This window comes from Rhizobium jaguaris, assembly GCF_003627755.1.
Taxonomy (GTDB): domain Bacteria; phylum Pseudomonadota; class Alphaproteobacteria; order Rhizobiales; family Rhizobiaceae; genus Rhizobium; species Rhizobium jaguaris.
The window spans coordinates 2,351,133-2,371,264 of record NZ_CP032695.1; the positions used below are offsets into that span (position 1 = coordinate 2,351,133).

The following is a 20,132-nucleotide window of genomic DNA, read 5'->3' on the forward strand; positions in this document are numbered from 1 at the left end:
GGAACGGGCCTTCTTCCATGCACCTTGGGAGGATGCTGATCAGCTATAGAGGCTGACGGCCGGAATCTTGCCGTTCAAAACGAACTCACCGACTTCCTTTGCCTTGTAGAAAACCGGATCGTGCAGCGTATGGGTGCGGACGTTGCGCCAGAAGCGGTCGAACCGGTAGTGCGAAGCGGTAGAGCGGGCGCCGGTCAATTCGAAGACGCGCGAGGTGATGTCGAGCGAAACGTTGGTCGCGTGTACCTTCGCCGCATAGGCTTCCGCCGCCGCTTCCCCACGCTCACGAGCCGTGACCTCCCTGCCGCAGGACAGCGCCGCCTCAACGGCCTGCGCGGCGCTATCGGCGAGCGCGACCGAGGCTTTCAGCGCAGCAGCGAACTCCCCGACCCGCTCAAGGATATAGGGATCGTCCGCCGCCTTCCCGACGCCGGATGTGATCCATGGCCGGGTTGTCGAACGAACATAGTCGAGCGCCGCCTCGAGCGCACCCTCGGCGGTGCCAAGGTAGAAATTGACGAAGACGAGCTGGATCAGCGGGGTGTTGAAGGTCGAAAGCACCGGCGGCGGCGCATCCGGTTCGGAGGGTAGCGCAATGAAATCCTCCTCGTAGACCGGAAAATCGCGGAACTCGACGCTCCCGCTATCGGAGAGCCGCTGGCCGATATTGTCCCAATCGTCATTGGTGACATAACCCGGCCGATTGGTCGGTACGGCGAAACTGGCGATCTTGCCGTCAAGGGCGGCGTTGGCATTGATATAATCGGAGATATGGGCCGCCGTCGAAAACGATTTGCGGCCGTTGAGCGCATAGGTGTTGCCGCGCCGGGTCAGCTCCAGACCCGGATCACGCGGATTGACGGCAGCGCCCCAATAATAGTTTTTCGCTACCGTTTCCACGCCGAGCGCATGGGCGCGAGCGTCATCCTCGATCGCCCAATAGATATATTGGCTATTGACGAAGTGATAGCCAATAAGTTGGCCCAGCGAGCTCTCGCCGCGCGCGATGATGCGCACCAGCTTCAGCGCATCGACCCAATTGAGACCGCCGCCGCCGATCTGCGACGCATGCAGCGCGTTGAGCAGACCGGAATTCTTAAGCCGGATGATTTCCTTCAGCGGCGGCAGCCCTTCGCGGTCGAGTTCGGCCGCACGCTTCGCGAAATCGGCGGAAATCTCGGCCGCGGTGGACAATAGGGCTTCCCGCCCGGTACTATGGGGGGTGGCGAAAACAACATTGGATTGGCTCATATCCAAACTCCCGATCCATCGATCTCTTGAAATGAAGATGCGGCGGCACCGAAAACGTGCCACCGCACAAGTCTTGTTGCGAAGCTCAGAACAACTTGTCCGGAATCCAGCTCGCGGTCGCAGCATCACTGGTGCTGAAGGCCGGGATCTTGGCGGCCAGATCCTCGATGGTCTTGACGCCAGCAGCGCGCAGGCTGTCCTGGGTCAGAAGTGTCGGTTTGATGGTGATCTGGTGCGGAATCTCCTGGCCGGCGATCTGTAGAGCGGCCGCGCGAACGGAAACGGCACCGACCACGGCCGGATTGGTGGCGACGGTCGCGACCCACGGGCTTCCCGGCTCGGTGATCTCCTGGATATCGGCGGTCGAGACATCGGCGGAATAGATTTTGATCTTGTCGGCGATGCCAAGGTCGCCGGCCGCGAGCTTCACGCCACGGGCAAATTCGTCGTAGGGCGCAAAGACCACCTTGATATCGGGATTGGCCGTCAATGCCGCCTTGGCCTGGTCGGCAGTGGTGGTGGCAGTCGTGTCGCTGACATTGCCGAAGCGCGCCTTTTCGACCACGCCGGGATTGGCGGCCCTGAACTTGTCCCAGACCTCGTTGCGACGGTCGAGCGGTGCAAAGCCCGCGACATAGACGTAGCCGGCGGCAAAGCTCTTGCCGTTGTCCTTCACCACCTGGTCGAGCGCTTGCTGTGCGAGTTCGTGATCGCTCTGCTCGACCTGGGGGATCTTCGGATTGTTGAGGTTGACATCGAAGGCGACGATCTTAACGCCCTTGTCGAGCGCCTGCTGCACAACATCGCCGAGCGATTCCGGCAGGCCGTGATCGATGACGATACCGCTGACGCCGAGATTGACGGCCTGGAGGATCTGCTCGCGCTGCTCGGCGGCATCCTGGCGGCCTGGGAAGACGCGGAGATCGATGCCGAGTGCCTTGGCTTGCGCTTCGGCGCCCGCCTGATAGGCCTGGAAGAAATCGCCGGCGGAGATGTAGCTGATCAGCGCGAGCTTGACGCCCCCCTTGTTGAATGGTGCGGGCGCACCGGCGATGCCATCGGCATTCGCCGGCTGCATGAAGACGAATGGAATGACGGCGGCAGACAGGGCGAGCCGTGCGAGAGATTTCATCGTCGTGTTTCCTTATGGTCGGTCGAAAGCGTCGTCTGACGGGCAGCTGGTTCCCGGCGGCGCGTCAATCTATTAGAAATAAACTCTATATTTTTAGTAGACTAAATGATCCGATTTTTGCGGCTTCCGGAGATTCTTTGTTCCGCCTGTGGCTTTGTGCCGGAAATGACGTGCCTGGAAGTTCAATCGCAGCCTAGGGCATTATCCGGGAAACCGGAAAATCCTGTATGCCCCTGCTCCAAGTCGAAAACCTCACGCGCAGCTTCGGCCCAACCCGCGCGCTTGCCGATGCGACGCTCTCCATCAAGCGCGGCGAGATCGTTGCCCTGATGGGCGCGAATGGCGCGGGAAAGTCGACGCTAGTGAAAATATTATCCGGCTCACTGCCTGCCGATGCTGGCAGGATTACCTTCAAGGGACGGAGCTTTGCCCCGGCAAACCCTGCTGAAGCGACAAAAGCGGGGATCGTCACCGTCCATCAGTCGACCGATCTCGTTGGACCTCCCGGCCTGACGGTTGCGGACGCATTGCTATTGCCTCGTTTCGCCGATCGTCGTGTGCGGTTTTTCGTATCGCGCGCCGGCATCCGCGCCCAGGCGCAAGCCATACTAGACATCGCCGGCTTCTCCCTGCCGCTTGATCGGGATTTCGGCGATCTGGCGGCGGCGGACCGGCAATTGGTGGCCGTGGCGCGTGCATTGGCGAATCAGGCCGATCTGCTGATCCTCGACGAACCGACAGCGAGCCTCTCCGGGCAGGAAAGCAGCCGCCTGTTCGATATCCTCCTGCGGCTGAAGAGCCAGGGATTGGCGATCCTTTATATCTCTCATCGCACAGCGGATCTGGATGCGGTCGCGGATCGCGCGCTCGTCATGCGCGGCGGGCAGGTGGTGGGCTCGTTTGTCCGTCCGATCGATTTTCCGGCAGCTATCGAAACCATGATCGGCCGCAAACTGCAATCGGCACGGCCGGGTGCACGCAACGTTGGCGGCACGCCGATCTTCGAAATGCGCCATGCACGCCTGCTGCCCAACGCCACGCCATTTGATCTTTCGCTGCACGAGGGTGAAGTCGTCGCCATTACCGGCGTGCTCGGTGCGGGCAAAAGCCGGCTCCTCTCGGCGCTCTTCGGCCTAAACCAACTCATCGAGGGCGATATGCACCTCGATGGCAAACCCTATCGACCGAAGAGTCCTGCTGAGGCGATCGCCGCCGGCGTTGCCATGGCGGCGGAGGACCGGCACCGTTCTTCGCTGATGCCTGCCGCCTGGCCCGGCAATTCGGTCGCCGGCACGATCAGCCTGCCGCATCTCGGCCGCTGGTATCCGAGCGGTCTCCTCTGGGGCAGCCGCGAGCGCCGGGAAGCGGAGAAGGCGATCGAGCGGCTGCGGATCAAAGCCTCGGGCCCCTTTTCCTCCGTTTGGACGCTCTCCGGCGGCAATCAACAGAAGGTGGTGCTTGCCCGCTGGGAAGCGGAGCAAAGCCGGCTTCTGCTGCTCGACGAACCCTTCCAGGGCGTCGATGTCGGCGCCCGGCATGACATCATCCAGGCCATACGCCGCCGGAGTAATCGCGCCACATTGATCGCCACCTCCGACCCTGAGGAAGCCTACGAGGTCGCCGACCGCATTCTCACAATCGACCGGCACAGCCTAAGCACCGTCGCCGATGCGGCGAACCCACATGCTATTGAGGACATTTCCGCATGACATCCGTGGACAATGACAGCTTCCCGCAACCGGCTGATCGGACCGAGCCGGCGCCCGCAGATCCGGCAATCGGCTGGTTCACCGCCCTCAGCGGCATCCTGCGCTCCGGCGCGGTCTTCATCTTGCTCGCCTTGCTCGTCATCGGCTTCACTGCCGCCCAGCCCGCCTTCATCAACATCAACAATCTCATGAGCATTCTGCAGGCGGTCTCCGTCGTCGCGATCCTTGGCGCCGGCGTCACAGTGACACTTGCCGTCGGCGGGTTCGACCTCTCGATCGGCGCAGTCGCCGCATCGAGTGTCATGGCGGCCAGCTATGCGATGATCGTCTGGCGGCTCGACGCCTATGCAACCGTGCCGCTGGTGCTGGCCTTTGGTGCGGCGATCGGCCTGATCAACGCCTTCATCATCGTCCGGCTGAGGGTACCCGATCTCCTGGCGACCCTGTCGATGATGTTCCTGCTCTCCGGCTTGCAGCTCATCCCGACCGCCGGGCGCTCGATCTCCTCCGGACTGATCCTGCCTGACGGCTCGAAGGCTGCCGGCAGTTACGATCCGCATTTCATGCTGATCGGCCGCTACAACCTGTTCGGTACCGTGCCGGTCTCAGTCGTCCTGATGATCCTTGTCGCCCTGGTGCTGTTTGTATTGACGGAGCGGACCCGCATCGGCCGCCTGCTTTTCGCCACCGGCGGCAACGAGGTGGCGACGCGGCTCGCCGGAGCGTCGACGACACGGCTGAAGACGCTGGCCTATGTCATTTCCGGCACGCTGGCCTCGCTCGGCGGCATTGTCATCGCCGCTCGCGTCGGCCGGGGCGATGTCTCGTCCGGCGGTTCGCTGCTGATGGACGCGGTCGCCGCCTCGTTGATCGGCTTTGCCGTATTGGGCCTGCGCCGTCCGAACGTGCTTGGCACCATCGCCGGTGCCGTTTTCGTCGGTGTGCTGCTCAACGGACTGACCATGCTGAACGCCCCCTATTACACGCAGGACTTCGTCAAGGGCGCCGTCCTCGTCGGCGCCCTTGCCCTGACCTACGGCCTCGGGCGAAACGGCGAGCGCTGAATTACAAGCATCGCCCGAGGAACTTTTCTCTCGAACAAACGCCTTTTGGAATAGCGTTCCTCCTTATTTCATTAAATACATATAATTTATGGATTATCGCAGAGAGGGAACCCCATGAACCATGACCAAAAATCCGGCTTTGGACGCCGGGAAATCCTGAAACTCGCAGCCGTCGCCGGCGCGACCTTTGCAGGCACCGGCGTTTTTGCCGGGCAATCGGCTGCGGCCGATGATGATAGCTTGTCGCTGAAGGGTAAGCGCATCGCCATCAGCGCCACCGGCACAGACCATTATTTCGATCTGCAGGCCTATAATGCTCAGATCGCAGAGGTGAAAAGACTCGGCGGCGAACCGATCGCAGTCGATGCAGGCCGCAACGACGGCAAGCTCGTCGCGCAGCTTCAGACGCTGATTGCGCAGAAGCCGGATGCTATCGTCCAGATTCTCGGCACTCTCAGCGTCATCGACCCGTGGCTGAAAAAGGCTCGTGACGCTGGCATTCCGGTACTGACCGTCGATGTCGGCTCCACGAATTCCATCAACAACACGACCTCGGATAATTGGGGCATTGGCAAGGACCTCGCCTTACAGCTCGTCTCCGATATCGGTGGCGAAGGCAATATCGTGGTCTTCAACGGCTTCTACGGGGTCACGCCCTGCGCGATCCGCTACGATCAGCTCGTCAATGTCGTCAAATATTTCCCGAAAGTGAAGATCATCCAGCCGGAACTTAGGGACGTTATCCCGAACACGGTCCAGGATGCCTTCACGCAGATCACCGCGATCCTCAACAAATATCCCGAGAAGGGATCGATCAAGGCGATATGGTCCGCCTGGGATATTCCACAGCTTGGCGCGACCCAAGCTCTCGCGGCAGCCGGGCGCACGGAAATCAGGACGTACGGCGTCGATGGAAGCCCGGAAGTCCTGCAGCTTGTCGCCGATCCAAATTCGCCCGCGGGCGCCGATGCCGCCCAGCAGCCAGCCGAGATCGGCCGCACCGCGATCCGAAACGTCGCCAAGCTTTTGGCCGGCCAGACCTTGCCGCGAGAAACCTATGTGCCCGCACTGCTGGCCAACAAGACAAACGTCGCCGAGGTAACCAAGAAGCTCGGTATCGGGTGAACGTCTGGCAGATGATGCGGCTGGGGCCGCATCATCTCACCTCCATTGGATCGATGAAATGACAGCCTTGGCTCCACAATTCGAAAAGACCGATGACCACGTCATTCACTTTGATCGTATCGTGAAACACTTTGGCGGGGCACAGGCGCTTGCCGGGGCTTCCGTCACGATACGGCCCGGCACGGTTCACGGCCTGGTCGGCCAGAACGGCGCCGGCAAATCGACGCTCATCAAGCTGCTCGCCGGATTGCACAGGCCGGATGAAGGGCGGATCGAGATCGAAGGCCGAGCTTTCGATCATCTGACACCGCATCTTGCAGAGTCTCTCGGAATCCAGTTCATCCACCAGGACCGGCTGCTGGTGCCGACCTTCACCGTCGGCGAGGCGCTGTTTCTCGGTCGCGAAGCTCGTATTGCCGGCACGCCGCTTTTGGACCGCCGGCGCATGCAGCGCCGCGCGCGTGAGATATTGGCCAATTATTTCGGGGTGAATCTGCCCAATAACGTCCTGATCGGGGAACTCTCCACTGCGGAACGGCAGATCGTTCAGATCACCCGCGCGCTCCTGAACCAGCCAAAGGTGCTTGTCTTCGATGAACCGACGGCGGCGCTGATCCGGCGGGAGGCCGACATCCTCTTTCGTCTGATCCGCCGACTGCGCGACGAAGGCGTGACAATCATCTACATTTCCCACTACCTCGGCGAGATCGAGGAATTGTGTGACCACGTAACGGTGCTGCGCAACGGCCTCGACGTCGCCTCGGTGCCGATCGCGGAGACCTCGGCTGCCGCCATCACGCGATTGATGGTCGAGCGTGAGATCGCAGAGATGTTCCCAAAACGGCGCATCGAACTCGGCGAAGAGATTCTCAAGGTCGAGAGCCTGACAGCGCCGAACCGTTTTGCCGACATCAGCTTCACGCTGCGTCGCGGCGAGATACTCGGCATAACCGGCCTTCTGGGTTCCGGTGCAAAAGATCTGGTGCGCGCCTTGTTTGGGCTGGAGAAAGCTGTTTCGGGTCGCATCAAGGTTGCAGGAAAACCGGCGCAACCGCTCAGCCCCGCGCAGGCAGTTGGCAAGCAAATCGCTCTGGTGCCGGAAGACCGTCGCGGCCACGGTGTCGCACTCGATCTCAGCCTTGCGGAAAACGTCACGCTGTCCAGCCTTTCCCGCTATACGCGGTTAGGCCTTCTAGATCGAAAGCGCGAGCGCCGTGATACCGATGACCTGGTCAAACGGCTTCAGATCAAGGCTCAGGGACGCGACACGCTGGTGCGCACGCTTTCAGGTGGCAATCAGCAGAAGGTTGCGATCGCAAAATGGTTGAGCCGCCATTCGGAAATCTATCTCCTCGATGAGCCGACCGTCGGCGTCGACATCGGTTCGAAGGTGGAAATCTATACCTTGATCGGTGAGCTTGCGGCTCGTGGGGCCGGTATCATCGTCCTCTCGTCGGATCTGCCGGAGCTGATCGGCATAACCGATCGCATTCTCGTGCTCTTCCGCGGCCGGGTGACCCGCGAATTCATCTCTTCGGAAACCACAACAGATGAAGTGCTGGCGGAATCGACCGGTGCGTCAGAAGGATTGCGCCATGTCGGTTGACATTCAGTTCGCTCCCGCAGCCGATCTAGCTACAAAGGAAACTCCGATCCGCTCAGCCGGCAATGTCGCCGCAACTGCCTTGCGCTTCGGCTCACTTATTGCCTTTGCCGTCATCCTTGCCGTCTTCTCACTGACTGCCCCTTATTTCCTAAGCATCGGCAATATCGGAAATGTACTCGGCCAGTCAGCCATCTCGGGCGTGCTCGCCATCGGGTTGACCGTCGTTCTGATCGCCGGCGGCGCCAACGTGGTCACCGGCGGCATCGATCTGTCGCTCGCGGCCAATATGGGCCTCAGCGCAGCCGTCTATGCCAGTCTCCTGCAGCTTGGCTACGGCGATCCCGTGGTGATCGTTGCGACCTTGCTGGTTGGACTGGCGATCGGTGCAGTCAACGCCGCCGCGGTCGTGCTGGCCGGCATCGTACCCCTGCTCGCCACGCTCGCCGTCATGAACATCGTTGCCGGTCTGGAACTGGTGCTGACGCAAAATACGGTCCTACCGGCTTCGAGCGATTTCCTGACGGCACTGTCCGCCTCCGACGGCTTCGGCATTCCGGTGCTTGCCTATGTGCTCCTCGGCTTTGCCGCAGTTGCGGCGGTGATCGTGCAAAATACGCCGCTGGGCCTGAGGCTCTATGCGGTGGGCGAGTTTCCGGATGCGGCGCGCGCAGCCGGGTTGCCGCTCAAGCGCTTGCTCGCCGGCGCCTTCGTCGCCAGCGGATTGTGCGGCGGCATTGCGGGCATCCTTTCTGTCTCGTATCTGAGCGGCAGTACGACCGGCTCCGGCGAGATGCTGCTGCCTGTCGTCATCACCGCTCTTCTCGGCTCGGTTTTCTCCCGTCGGCTCGTGCCGACGATTACCGGAACGCTGCTGTCGGCCTTGCTGGTCGGATTCCTCGTCAACGGCTTCCAGCTCCTCAATCTGCCGAGCACGCTGGTCAGCGGCATTCAGGGCCTCCTCATCCTCATCGTCGTTTCGGCGACGACATTGCTGCGCAAGCGGGAGATCTGACGATGCCGCTTTCGAATTCAGCTTTTCCGTCGCAGACCCGTTCGCATCGTCCTCTCACCATTCTGGCGCGCTATGGCTTGATCCTGGCGCTCGTCGCCGTCTTTGCGATTTTCTCCGCAACAACGCCGACCTTTCTGACCCCTGCCAACCTGCAAAGCATTCTGGTCAACAATTTCACTCTGCTGGCCATTGTTTCCATTGCCATGACCTTCGCCGTGTCTGCCGGCGGGATCGACCTGTCGGTCGGGACTTCGGTCGATTTTGCGAGTTTCGCATTCGTGTCTCTCGTACTTGCCGGGCAACCGGTGGCGCTCGGCCTACTGGCCGGCTTAGCAGTGGGTGCTGCGGTCGGCGCGTTTAACGCCCTCCTGATTTCATGGATTGGGGTCTCGCCATTCCTTGCAACGCTCGGCACATTGTTCATCGGCCGCAGCGTGCAGCAATTGCTGACGAATGGCGGGAACCCGGTCTATCTGCCGCCCTCAGGCGTGCCGCAGGCCTTCCGCTTTCTCGGCCATGGCTATATCGCCGGCTTTCCGGTTCCGCTCGCAATCTCCGTCCTTATCATCGCAGCCGCCGTCATGCTCTTCACCCGCATGCGCTTCGGCCGCGTGGTTCTTTCGATCGGCATCCAGCCAAGCGTCGTGCGTTATTCCGGCATCAGCCTCGGCGGCCATATTGCCGCAACCTTCATTCTTGCCGGGCTAATCGCGGCCGTCGCAGGTCTCATTCTGACCGCGACCGTTACGGTCTACATTCCCTCCTCCGGAAACGCGTTTCTTCTGAACGCCATCGGCGCGACCTTTATCGGAACCACGCTCTCATCGCTGGGCCGCCCGAATGTCGCAGGAACCGTACTTGGCGTTCTGCTTCTTAGCATCGTTGCCAATGGCCTCTTGCTGACCGGCCTGAACTTCTATTGGCAACAGGTCGGCACGGGCACGCTCATCTTTGCCGTCCTGGCCTTCAGCTTCATCAACAGGAAAACCGTCGGCGCCTGACAAGGTGCTGGTCGAATACATACAGGAATAACGATATGAGTCGCGAAATCAGGCTGAACGCCTTCGACATGAACTGCGTCGGTCACCAGTCGCCGGGCCTCTGGCGGCATCCGCGCGATCAGTCGTGGAAGTACAAGGATCTCGATTATTGGGTCCATCTCGCCAAGACGCTGGAGCGCGGCAAGTTTGACGGCCTGTTCATCGCCGACGTGCTCGGTGTCTACGACGTATTGAACGGCAATGTCGACGCCGCTCTGCGCCATTCAGCTCAAGTCCCCGTCAACGATCCCCTGCAGCTCATTCCGACCATGGCCTATGTGACCGAACATCTCGGCTTCGGGCTGACGGCATCGCTCTCCTTCGAACACCCCTATACCTTCGCCCGCCGCATCTCGACGCTCGACCACCTGACCAAGGGCCGCGTCGGCTGGAACATCGTCACCTCCTATCTGAACAGCGGTGCGCGCAATATCGGCCAGGCGGCGCAGACGAAGCACGACGATCGCTACGATCTCGCCGAGGAATATCTGGAAATCTGCTACAAGCTCTGGGAAGGAAGCTGGGAAGACGGCGCCGTGGTGCGCGACCGCGAGACCGGCATCTTCACCCATCCGGACAAGGTTCATCCGATCCATCATTCCGGCAAGCAGTTCACCGTGCCAGGCATTCATTTGAGCGAGCCGTCGCCGCAGCGTACGCCAGTGCTCTATCAAGCCGGCGCCTCCAGCCGCGGCAAGGATTTCGCCGGAGCCCATGCCGAATGCATCTTCGTCGCCGCACCGTCGAAGACGGTGCTGAAGCGTTACGTCGCCAATGTTCGCGAGGCGGCAGCGCGGGTCGGGCGCAATCCGCGCGAGATTCTCGCCTTCAACCTGCAGACCGTGATTCTCGGCGAGACTGATGCGGATGCGAAACGGAAGTTCGACGAATATCGCAAATATGTTTCCTATGAGGGCGCGCTGACGCTGATTTCCGGCTGGACGGGCATCGACTTCGGCCAGTTCGCCCCGGACGAACCGCTCCGGCACCGCTATACCAACGCCGTTCAGTCCGCTGTCGAAACCTTCACCACCATAGATCCGGACAAGATCTGGACGGTGCGCGAGATGGCGGATTGGGTCGGCATCGGCGGCTTTGGCCCAGTCTTCGTCGGCTCGCCGCAAACTGTTGCCGACCTCCTGCAGGAATGGGCCGAGGATACCGATGTCGACGGTTTCAATCTTGCCTATGCGGTGACACCGGAAAGTTTCGAGGATGCGGTCGATCTGCTTGTGCCCGAGCTGCAGAAGCGCGGCGTCTACAAGACCGACTATCGCCAGGGAACGCTGAGAGAAAAGCTCGGTAGCAAAGGCCCCCGGCTGCAAGCACCCCATCCGGGCGCCGCCTATCGCGATCTCAATGCGGCTGAGATCGTTAAAGCTGCAGCAGGTTAGCCACAGCACTTTGCTCGTTCAAACGCCGGCCTGGATATCAGGCCGACGTTTACACCCACGGAAGCTCACACCTTTGCTGGTGTCGGCTCCAAGAGAAAGCATCCGCCACGAGGTGTTTGCCCCCAACCCTATCCGACAGCATGGCGAATGGTCTTCGAAAGTCGCAAGAGGAAGGCGGGCCTCGATGAGGCAACAAGCTTCCATGACAGAACCGCTTTCGCCATGCGGCCGGGAAGGACGCCGACGGAAAAAAACCATGCCGCCTGCATCGCACGGCGTCGGAAAGAGGCATTCATTTTCACGCTGGCGACGGCACCGGCAGCGCCGAGCGCAAATCTGGAATCGCTGACCATGGGATGCCGGGATTTGTCCATACAGAGCGATGCCAAACGTTCTTCCAAATGAACGGGATCGTGGAGATTGACGTCCTCTGGCACCGTCAGGCCGATTTCGGCTGCCTGATCCAACAAGGCGTCGATTCGATGGAAGTCATGCTCCATTCGCCAGCGCGCGCGCTGGCCGAGTTTCTCCGCAAAGACGGAGTGATTGGCACCATGGATACGGTAAGCGCCTAGGCAGGATTCGATCGACGTCACCTTTCCATGAAGAGGCGCGACTGTCACCAGATAGCCATCGGCGCCTTGGCGGAAATCTTTCTCCGGAACCGGCATGACCGCATCCAGCGCCGAACGCTTGAAAGCCAAGCCGCTGGTGACGGTGGTCCGATAGCGCCCCCTTTGCAGCAGTTTCGGGGTGACATCGCCGGAGTCGAACGGCAGTTCCTGAGGCGGGAAGACATCTCTCACCTGCATATCCTCATCGACGAGGTGCAATCTGAACTGCGCCTGGACGGTATCCTCCTCCCAGGCATCGACAATTTCGGATACCGCGTTCGGGTAGAGATAATCGTCGGCATCCAGGAAAAGGACGATCTCGCCCCGGCTCGAGGCAAAACCGGTGTTGAACGCCGCAGCGTGCCCGCCATTGGCCTTTCTCAGGCACGTCTTAATTCGAGATCCATAGGAAGCAACGACATCAGCTGTTTCGTCGGTCGACGCATCGTCGACGACGATCACCTCCGTATCGTCGTGGCTTTGCTCCAAGGCACTGTCGATAGAGCGCCTCAGAAATCGTGCATAATTGTAGTTCGAGATGATGATGGAAACTGGAACACGGTCTGTGATGGGGTGCATCGCATTGAACCTCGCAAATCTGCTTTGGTCGCGGCGAACCTACTCATTCAGGTCCTGTGGATTAAAACCCATTCCGGCGAGCACAACTTTCCAAAGCTGAAAGCTGCTGTCACAGACATGCTGGCCGAAGGGTGGCGAAGATACGCTTGGTACGTCTGTACCGCCACGAGCCTCCGCAGCTTTATGGCTTTTGAATGGCCATAATGTCCTATCACCCCGGCCAAGCGCCGGTCGGTTGATCGCCGCGGTTTGGGCCCTGTCGCCTTAGCAAAGACTTAAAAATAGTCTTCAGGTGGCTGTCAGCGTCATTGTCGATAGTCGCGCCCGCCGGGAAAGAAAGCGATTCCTCATGAAGCAAGTGCAAACTAAAAATTATTATTCGGCCGCTCTGATCCTACTGTGTTGGTTTAGAACTGTTCTAGCGTCCCCGCGCTCCGGCGCATTGTTGTCGTCTGTAAGCCTGTGAACCATTCCCGCAATATTTCAGATCGGTCACGGAAGCCGGCCGGCAAAGCTCTTGCATCCGAGCCAGACGCTTCCCCTGATAATGCCATGAAACATCACCAATTGATTTCAGTTGTCGTTCCGACCCTCAACGAGACCGACAATATCGACATTCTCCTGTCTTCCCTGTTTTCGCAGTCCGGTGACGACATCGCGCTCGAGGTCCTGATCGCCGACGGCGGATCGACCGACGGCACGATCGAGCGCGTCCAGGCATGGGAGAATAAGGCGCCCATCAGGCTTATTTCCCCAGGCGGCAAGGGAGGCTTGGCTGGGGATGTCCTGGCAGCGGCGAGACATGCCAGCAGCGACATCGTCGTGGTCATGGATGCCGATTTGAGCCATCCGCCGGAGGAGATTCGCAATCTCGTTCGACCCATCATCGACGGGACGAGCGACATGGTGGTCGGAAGCCGCTATGTGCCGGGCGGCGCCACACCGGATTGGCCACGGTCCCGACGGCTGCTGTCCCGCCTCGGCGGCGCCCTGGCTTGGCCCTTGACCGATATGCGGGATCCGATGTCCGGGTTCTTTGCCGTGCGCAAGGAGCGGCTTCTGGCGATCGATCCAACCGCAATCGGTTTCAAGATCGGTCTGGAGATCATCGCGGAAGGCGGCGACGCCCTTCGGCTGACGGAGGTCCCGATCATCTTTCGTGATCGGGTACACGGGCAAACGAAGATCGGATGGGGGCACATGATAGATTATGCCCGCCGTCTCATGGTCCTTGCCGGAGGTGCGGTTTCCTTTGGAAACGCGACCCGTTTTGCGGGTGTCGGCCTCATTGGCCTGGCTCTCGACCTGCTGCTCTTCCAGATCCTGTTCGGGATGGGATTCGGGTTGGTAGCAGCGCATGTCACCAGCTTCGCCGTCGCCACGATTTCCAACTATATCTTGAATTCCAGATGGGCATTTGCGAGCGATGGGCCACGCCTCCCCGAGCGGGATTGGCGACGCTACATCCGCTTCATGACTGTCTGCCTGCTAGCTTTCGCTCTGCGCGGCGGCATGCTTGCCGGCGCTGTCGAGCTTCTCGGATGGCCCCCTCAAGTCGCCATCATTCTCGGCGTCGGGGCCGCCGCCATCGTCAACTATCTCGGCAATGCCTTCTTCGTATTTCCATCCGCCAGTACCCGCGCGCCATCCGATGTTCGATGGCGCGTGGCGGCGATCGGCGTACTGGGCTACATCCTCGCATTGCGATTGGTTTTCCTCGGGCTTGTCGATCTCGTGCCGGAGGAAACCTATTATTGGAATTACTCCCAACATCTCGACATCGGATATCTCGACCACCCCCCAATGGTCGCCTGGCTGATATGGCTGGGAACAAGCCTGTTTGGCAACACAGGGTTCGGTGTCCGTATCGGCGCTTATCTCGCCTGGATCGTGACCTGCTTTTTCGCTTTCCGGTTATCGCGCAATCTGTCCGGCAAGTCGGCGGCGTTCGTCAGCGTTCTGCTCGTCGCCATCTTGCCGTTCTTCTTTTCCACCGGCTTCATGATGATGCCGGACGTCCCGCTGACGGCTGCATGGGCCGGAACGCTCTATTTTCTCGAGCGTGCGCTGATAGCAGATAAGCGCCGGGCCTGGTGGGGTGTCGGCCTGTGCGTGGGCCTCGGGATGCTCTCCAAATACACGATCGCGCTCCTCGGTCCCGCCACGCTGATCTTCCTTCTTCTTGACGCCAGGGCGCGACGTTGGCTGCTGCGGCCAGAGCCTTATCTCGCCGCCGCGGTGGCTGCTGCACTCTTCTCACCGGTGATCTATTGGAATGCGACACATGCTTGGGCATCGTTCGCATTCCAAAGCTCGGGGCGTCTGCAAAGCGCCAAGACCTTCTCGCTTCCTGACCTGATCAGCAGTGCCGCGATCCTGCTGACGCCATTGGGATTGGTGGCCGCGATGTCAGCGCTGGTGACCAGAAACCGCGTGACGTATGAGAGGAAGACGGACACCGAGGCCCGCCGCCGATCCCTCTTCATCAAGATCTATACACTCGTTCCCCTCTCGGTCTTCGTCGCATTCAGCCTCTTTCATGAGGTCAAGCTGAACTGGACGGGACCGCTCTGGCTGGCTCTTTTGCCGGCAATCTCGGCAACCATCGTCGCAGCCGGCGGCAGCCTATCAAGATTTGACGGCCTGCTGCGTCGCCTATGGGTTCCAACCGTGATGACCATGCTGGTGATCTACGGGCTTGGGCTGCATTATCTCGTCCTCGGTTTCCCGTTGGTCGGTCACTTCGGTAACATCCGGACGCTGCCTGTCGCGTGGCAGGAGTTCGGTCATCAAGCGGGCCTGATCGAACGCAACGTCGAGCAGGAAACGGGCAAGCAGGTCCTGCTGGCCGGGATGGACAAGTACTTCGTCGCTAGCGAAATCGCCTTCTATGATCGCGTGGACGATGACGCCGTTCGGACCTCCATGGGTCGTGGCGCGTTGGGTCAAGATAGTCTCATGTATGGATACTGGTTCAAACCTGCCGACGTGCAGGGGCGCAATGTTATTCTGTTTGGGCTGAAAAAGGGGGACCTGGAGCAGACGTCTCTTGACGGGCTCTTTTCCCGGTTGAGCGAGATCAAAGAGCAAAAGGTTACAAAACACGGCGCGCCGGTCGGCAGCTTCTACTACAGAATCGGATATGATCTGCGTAGCTGCCCTCCCCTTGCGACCCAGATACCCGGAGTATCGTGCAACACACAGTGAGGCGGGATATCACTATCAGGCGATTATCTGCTGCCTCCATGCGATGATCGTAATCCGGAAAATTACCTTCGGGTGAAGACCGGCGGCCGCTTCTCCTTGAAAGCAGCGCGCCCTTCTGCGGCGTCTGCCGTTGCAAAGCAGATCGTCTGCAGGTCGCGTTCGTATTCGATCGCCTTTTCAAGAGGCATCGAGACGGCGGCCTTAAGATTGAGCTTGGCGGTTTCAGCCGCGATCGGCGCGCGAGAGGCGATGATCTCGGCAATGGCGCGGGCTCGCGAAAGAAGTTGTTCCGGCGGCAGAACCTCGCTGACAAGCCCCCATTGCAATGCCTTGTCGGCTGGGATGGGATCGCCGGTCATCAGCATCAATGCGGCGTTGGAAGCGCCGATGGAATGGAGAAGATGCGCTGCCATCCCGCCGCCGCCGATCCAGCCGAGCTTGATCTCGGGAGCAGCAAACTGCGCGTTGTCCGAAGCGATGCGGATATCGCAGGACATGGCCGTTTCAAGCCCCCCGCCGAACGCATAGCCGTTGACGGCGCAGATGGTCGGTTTCAGCAGCGCGCGGAAGGCGTCGCAATAGTCCGGCCGGTTGCGGAACTGCCAGGGCGTCTCATAGGTATCGAGCTCGCGAATGTCCGACCCGGCACAGAAGGCGCGTTCCCCTGCGCCGGTTAGGATGACACAGCGGATCGTATCGCTGTCATTGCAGGTCTTGACTGCTTCGACGATGGCATTCGCCATCTCGGGCGTGACCGCATTCAGCTTCTGCGGGCGATTGAGGGTGATGGTGGCAATGGCCCCATCGATGGAAAATCGTATGTCTTCGGTCATGGCGGTTCCTATCTTTCGCCACCGGCAACGCGGTGTTCGCGGTACATGGTTTGCAACTGGTCGATGATGCCTGGCGCCGACGCGCACGTATCGATCGCGTCCCGCAGCAAAGCGGAGGCGCGGGTCTGAAATGCGATGTAGCCATTGTGCCGCGGGCGGACATAGGCTGCCTCCAGCGTCTCGGCGGTATTTTCGTAAAACCGACCCCAGCGTGCGTTGACACCAGCATCCTGCCACGCCGCCCGGAGCGAAGGCTGCCCCTGATGACTTGGAATGAAGCCGATCTGGACCTCGGGGCTCATCAGCCAAAGAAGGTGGCGCTTTAGTTCTGGTGTTACCGGGCATCGGCGGGAGATGCCGATACCGGTGCCGCCAAGCGTCGAACCCGGCCGGCCACCTGTCATTTGACGCGGGGCGTTATGAAACGCGATGGGGCGGCCTTGTTCGGGGGCGGCATAGTTCACGTATCCATAGACGAGTGGGCAAAGAATGACGTCGTCATGCAAGGCCATATGCTGAAGGATGCCGATTGGGTTCTTTTCGCGCACCGATAGTGGGCTGCGGCTGGCGAGATCAAGCATCAGGTCATAGACCGCCTTCCCCGTCTCGCGCGATACCAGGATATCCGGATCGGCTGCGGCCGGCGGCTCGCCATAGGCCGCGGCAATCGACAGGAAAGAGAGGATGGCATGCGGGCCGGCAAGCGACAGCGCCACCTTACCGGTCAAGGCCGAAAGTGCCGTCACCTCATCCCATGTGATCGGCGTGAAACCATCCGTCAGATCCGTCCGGCAGGCCATCACCTGTGTGGCAGCATCGAGCGGCAGCGCCCAATGCGAACCTGCAAAACGATAGCTTGCCAGCGACGGCCCGATGCAGTCCGCCTCGATCCGCGCAATCACTTGCGCGCCGAAAACCTCTTCCAGCGGCCGCAAACATTCGCCGGCAACCGCCTCACCGACATGCGGATGGTCGAGAACGACGAGATCGTAGCGCGCGCAGAGATCGGCGATCGGATGGGACTCGAAGCCTTCCAGGGGTTGTTTGTCCCAGGCGATCGACAGGCCGCTCTCCGCAAAGGCCTGCAAACGCGCGGCGGCGGCAAGAGCACTGTAGCCGCGCGGATGATCCCAGGTCAGAGCCTCCAGGCGCTGCATGTCACAGCTCTCCCGCAGCGACCGCTCCGGCGCGCTCCAACGCCGCAATCTCGGCCGCATCGTAGCCCGCCTCCCTCAGGATTTCACGAGTATGCTGGCCGGTAAGCGGCGCACCACGCTCGACGGTGGAGGGCGTCTTGGAAAAGCGGATGGGGAAGCCCGGCGTCTTCACCAGCCCCTCGGTCGGATGTTCATATTCCACGAAGGTGCCGTTGTGCTTGATCTGCTCGTCCTCCACCAGATCGGCATAGCCATAGACCGGACCGCACCAGATATCGGCCGCCCGCATCGCTTCCAGCCATTCGGCCGTCGTCTTTGCCTTCAATTTCTCACGCGTCTTGGCGAAAATTTCGTCGCGACGGGACCAGGTATCGGTCTCGTCGACCATCGTCAGGAAGCTCTCTTCGCCGATCACTTCGCCAAGCGTCTTGAGCTTGGGGAAGGCGACGATGATGAAGCCATCGCTGGTGGCGAATGCCCCGTAGGGTGCGCGGATATAGACATGCGCATGCGGTTCGGCGGACCGCTTCTGCGGCTTGTGGCCGACGGTGAAGACCGAGAGTTCCTGCATCTGGATTGTCGTGATCGAGTCCAGCATATTGACCTGCACGAGCTGGCCCTCCCCGGTGCGTTCGCGATGGAACAGCGCCGCAAGCGCGCCCTCAAAGGCGGTGTAGGCGGTGATCGCGTCCACGAGATACTGGCCGGCGGCCGTGGGCGCCTCGCCCTCGCGTCCGGCGGAAAGCATGGCGCCTGACATGCCCTGCAGCACTAAATCCTGGCCCGGACGATTCATATAGGGGCCGTCTTCGCCATAACCCGAGATCGAGACGTAGACGAGCCGCGGATTGATCGCCGCAAGCGACTCGTAATCCACACCAAGACGCTTCGCCACGCCCGGCCGATAGTTCTGGAGGAAGACATCGGCGGTCTTCACCAGTTCCAACAGCACCTGTTTGCCATCGGCCGATTTCAGGTCGATCGCCAGCGAACGCTTGTTGCGATTGAGCGACAGGAAGGAGACGTTGACCTTGTTGCCGCCCGCGCCGCCGGCGGAGACATGCCGCTGCCATTCGCCGGTGACCGGCTCGACCTTCACCACGTCGGCGCCCAGATCGCCCAATCTCTGCGCAGCGAAGGGACCCGCCATCGCAATCGAGCAATCGAGCACGCGTATCCCTGACAGAACTCCCATAAATGCATTCCTCCCTCGGCATGCTTCCCGTTGCCCGCAAACTACGCCTTCTTTCTGAATTGTCCATAGTGAGCGCTAACATTTTTCAGGCCCATTTTCCGGCAAGGAAAGCATGGCAGCGTTTCAGCCGCTCCCGCGGATCTTCAGGGTGAAACCGACGTCGATGCGTTTCGCGGAAGAAGGCAGGCCGCGCATGCCTTCGAGCAAGAGACGGCCCGCCTGCTGGCCAATTTCATCGGAGGGTACGGAAACCGTCGTCAGAGACGGATTCAGATGACGAGACAGTTCGAAGTCGCCGAAGCCGGTGATGGCAAGGCTGTCGGGAACTGCGATGCCGAGCCGGACGCTTTCGAGCAGCGCGCCGGATGCCAGCACGTCGCTCGAAAACATCACCGCATCGGCATCCGGAAACGTGGCGCGTGATCGTCTGAGCAACTCCGCTCCGGACGCCATTTCGAGAGGCAGGTCGTTTACGATGCAAAGTCTCGGCTCTTCATTCCGGAAGATCGCCTTCACCGCCGCGACAAAACCGTCACGGCGTTCGGCAGCGCGACTGTCACCTCTCCGCAGGACGCCGGCGAAGACGATACGTTTGCGGCCGCTTTTGGTCAGATGACGGGCCATTTCGGAGATCGCCGCTATGTTGGAGAAACCGACGAGCCGGTCGATCGGACGGGACGTCATGTCCCAGCCTTCGACGACCGGGATGCCGGCGCGCTTCAGAAGTGCGATGCTGTTACGGGTGTGGTGCGTGCCGATGATAAACAATCCGTCCGGTCGGCGGCCAAGCAGGCTGCGGATCACTTCCTCTTCGCGATCGGACCGATAATCCGTGTTGCCGAGAAAGATCTGATAGCCTTCGCGGTGCAGCACCTCGGAAAAATGCTGGATCGTTTCGGCGAAAACCGATGCGGAAAGCGTCGGTATGATAGCCGCGACCGTATTGCTGCGCATGGACGCAAGATGGCTGGCGGCGAGATTCTGCACATAATGCGTCTTTTCGATCGCGTCCTGAATCTGCCTGCGGGTCTCGGCGCTCACCGTGTCGGGAAAGCGCAGATAGCGCGAGACCGTCTGCATGGAGACACCGGCGGCAGCCGCCACCTCGGCCATGGTGACGCCGCTTCCTTTTCGGCGCGCCTTACGTCGGGAGGGGGAAGCCTCGATCATGAAGCCGCCTCTGCACCGCCGTGCAATCCCAACCGTCTCCTAGC

Annotated in this window: 15 protein-coding genes; 8 read left to right on the plus strand and 7 right to left on the minus strand. The window is 60.6% G+C overall.

The features are described from left to right. Positions 1–39: 39 nt before the first annotated feature. Both CCGE525_RS33020 and CCGE525_RS33025 read right to left on the minus strand, forming a co-directional pair. Positions 40–1,251, minus strand: a complete 1,212-nt coding sequence (locus CCGE525_RS33020) for an acyl-CoA dehydrogenase family protein (RefSeq protein ID WP_120708373.1) — start codon at positions 1,249–1,251, stop codon at positions 40–42. An 85-nt stretch (positions 1,252–1,336) separates the two neighbouring features. Beyond that, entirely contained in the window at positions 1,337–2,383 is a 1,047-nt protein-coding gene (locus CCGE525_RS33025; protein ID WP_120708374.1) for a substrate-binding domain-containing protein, read from the minus strand. 227 nt (positions 2,384–2,610) lie between these two features. On the opposite strand from CCGE525_RS33025, the gene CCGE525_RS33030 reads away from it, so the two are divergent. The 7 genes from CCGE525_RS33030 to CCGE525_RS33060 all read left to right on the plus strand — a co-directional run bounded on the left by CCGE525_RS33030 (position 2,611) and on the right by CCGE525_RS33060 (position 11,333). Continuing rightward, entirely contained in the window at positions 2,611–4,092 is a 1,482-nt protein-coding gene (locus CCGE525_RS33030; RefSeq protein WP_120708375.1) for a sugar ABC transporter ATP-binding protein, read from the plus strand. Further along, positions 4,089–5,156, plus strand: coding sequence for an ABC transporter permease (locus CCGE525_RS33035; protein WP_120708376.1), 1,068 nt, complete (start codon positions 4,089–4,091; stop codon positions 5,154–5,156). Before CCGE525_RS33030 ends, CCGE525_RS33035 begins: the two co-directional genes overlap by 4 nt. Before the next feature lie 114 nt (positions 5,157–5,270). Further along, entirely contained in the window at positions 5,271–6,281 is a 1,011-nt protein-coding gene (locus tag CCGE525_RS33040; protein ID WP_120708377.1) for a sugar ABC transporter substrate-binding protein, read from the plus strand. 58 nt (positions 6,282–6,339) lie between these two features. Then, the gene (locus tag CCGE525_RS33045) at positions 6,340–7,887 is read left to right on the plus strand and encodes a sugar ABC transporter ATP-binding protein (protein ID WP_120708378.1); all 1,548 of its coding nucleotides are present in this window, start codon (positions 6,340–6,342) and stop codon (positions 7,885–7,887) included. Beyond that, complete coding sequence (locus CCGE525_RS33050) at positions 7,877–8,899, plus strand: ABC transporter permease (RefSeq protein ID WP_120708379.1); 1,023 nt, start codon at positions 7,877–7,879, stop codon at positions 8,897–8,899. Before CCGE525_RS33045 ends, CCGE525_RS33050 begins: the two co-directional genes overlap by 11 nt. Before the next feature lie 2 nt (positions 8,900–8,901). After that, positions 8,902–9,900, plus strand: a complete 999-nt coding sequence (locus CCGE525_RS33055; protein WP_120708380.1) for an ABC transporter permease — start codon at positions 8,902–8,904, stop codon at positions 9,898–9,900. 35 nt (positions 9,901–9,935) lie between these two features. Next, entirely contained in the window at positions 9,936–11,333 is a 1,398-nt protein-coding gene (locus tag CCGE525_RS33060; RefSeq protein WP_120708381.1) for an LLM class flavin-dependent oxidoreductase, read from the plus strand. Between the two features lie 128 nt (positions 11,334–11,461). Here the strand turns inward: CCGE525_RS33060 and CCGE525_RS33065 are convergent, their stop codons facing one another. Further along, the gene (locus CCGE525_RS33065) at positions 11,462–12,526 is read right to left on the minus strand and encodes a glycosyltransferase (RefSeq protein WP_120708382.1); all 1,065 of its coding nucleotides are present in this window, start codon (positions 12,524–12,526) and stop codon (positions 11,462–11,464) included. 552 nt (positions 12,527–13,078) lie between these two features. Here CCGE525_RS33065 and CCGE525_RS33070 point away from each other — a divergent pair. Further along, on the plus strand, positions 13,079–15,733 hold the full coding sequence (locus CCGE525_RS33070) for a glycosyltransferase family 39 protein (RefSeq protein ID WP_120708383.1): 2,655 nt from the start codon (positions 13,079–13,081) through the stop codon (positions 15,731–15,733). Between the two features lie 62 nt (positions 15,734–15,795). Here the strand turns inward: CCGE525_RS33070 and CCGE525_RS33075 are convergent, their stop codons facing one another. The 4 genes from CCGE525_RS33075 to CCGE525_RS33090 all read right to left on the minus strand — a co-directional run bounded on the left by CCGE525_RS33075 (position 15,796) and on the right by CCGE525_RS33090 (position 20,088). Further along, positions 15,796–16,566, minus strand: coding sequence for an enoyl-CoA hydratase/isomerase family protein (locus CCGE525_RS33075; protein WP_120708384.1), 771 nt, complete (start codon positions 16,564–16,566; stop codon positions 15,796–15,798). A gap of 8 nt (positions 16,567–16,574) precedes the next feature. Continuing rightward, on the minus strand, positions 16,575–17,723 hold the full coding sequence (locus CCGE525_RS33080) for a type 2 periplasmic-binding domain-containing protein (RefSeq protein ID WP_120708385.1): 1,149 nt from the start codon (positions 17,721–17,723) through the stop codon (positions 16,575–16,577). A gap of 1 nt (position 17,724) precedes the next feature. Next, entirely contained in the window at positions 17,725–18,918 is a 1,194-nt protein-coding gene (locus CCGE525_RS33085) for a CaiB/BaiF CoA transferase family protein (RefSeq protein WP_120708386.1), read from the minus strand. A 123-nt stretch (positions 18,919–19,041) separates the two neighbouring features. Next, the gene (locus CCGE525_RS33090; protein ID WP_120708387.1) at positions 19,042–20,088 is read right to left on the minus strand and encodes a LacI family DNA-binding transcriptional regulator; all 1,047 of its coding nucleotides are present in this window, start codon (positions 20,086–20,088) and stop codon (positions 19,042–19,044) included. Positions 20,089–20,132 lie beyond the last annotated feature (44 nt).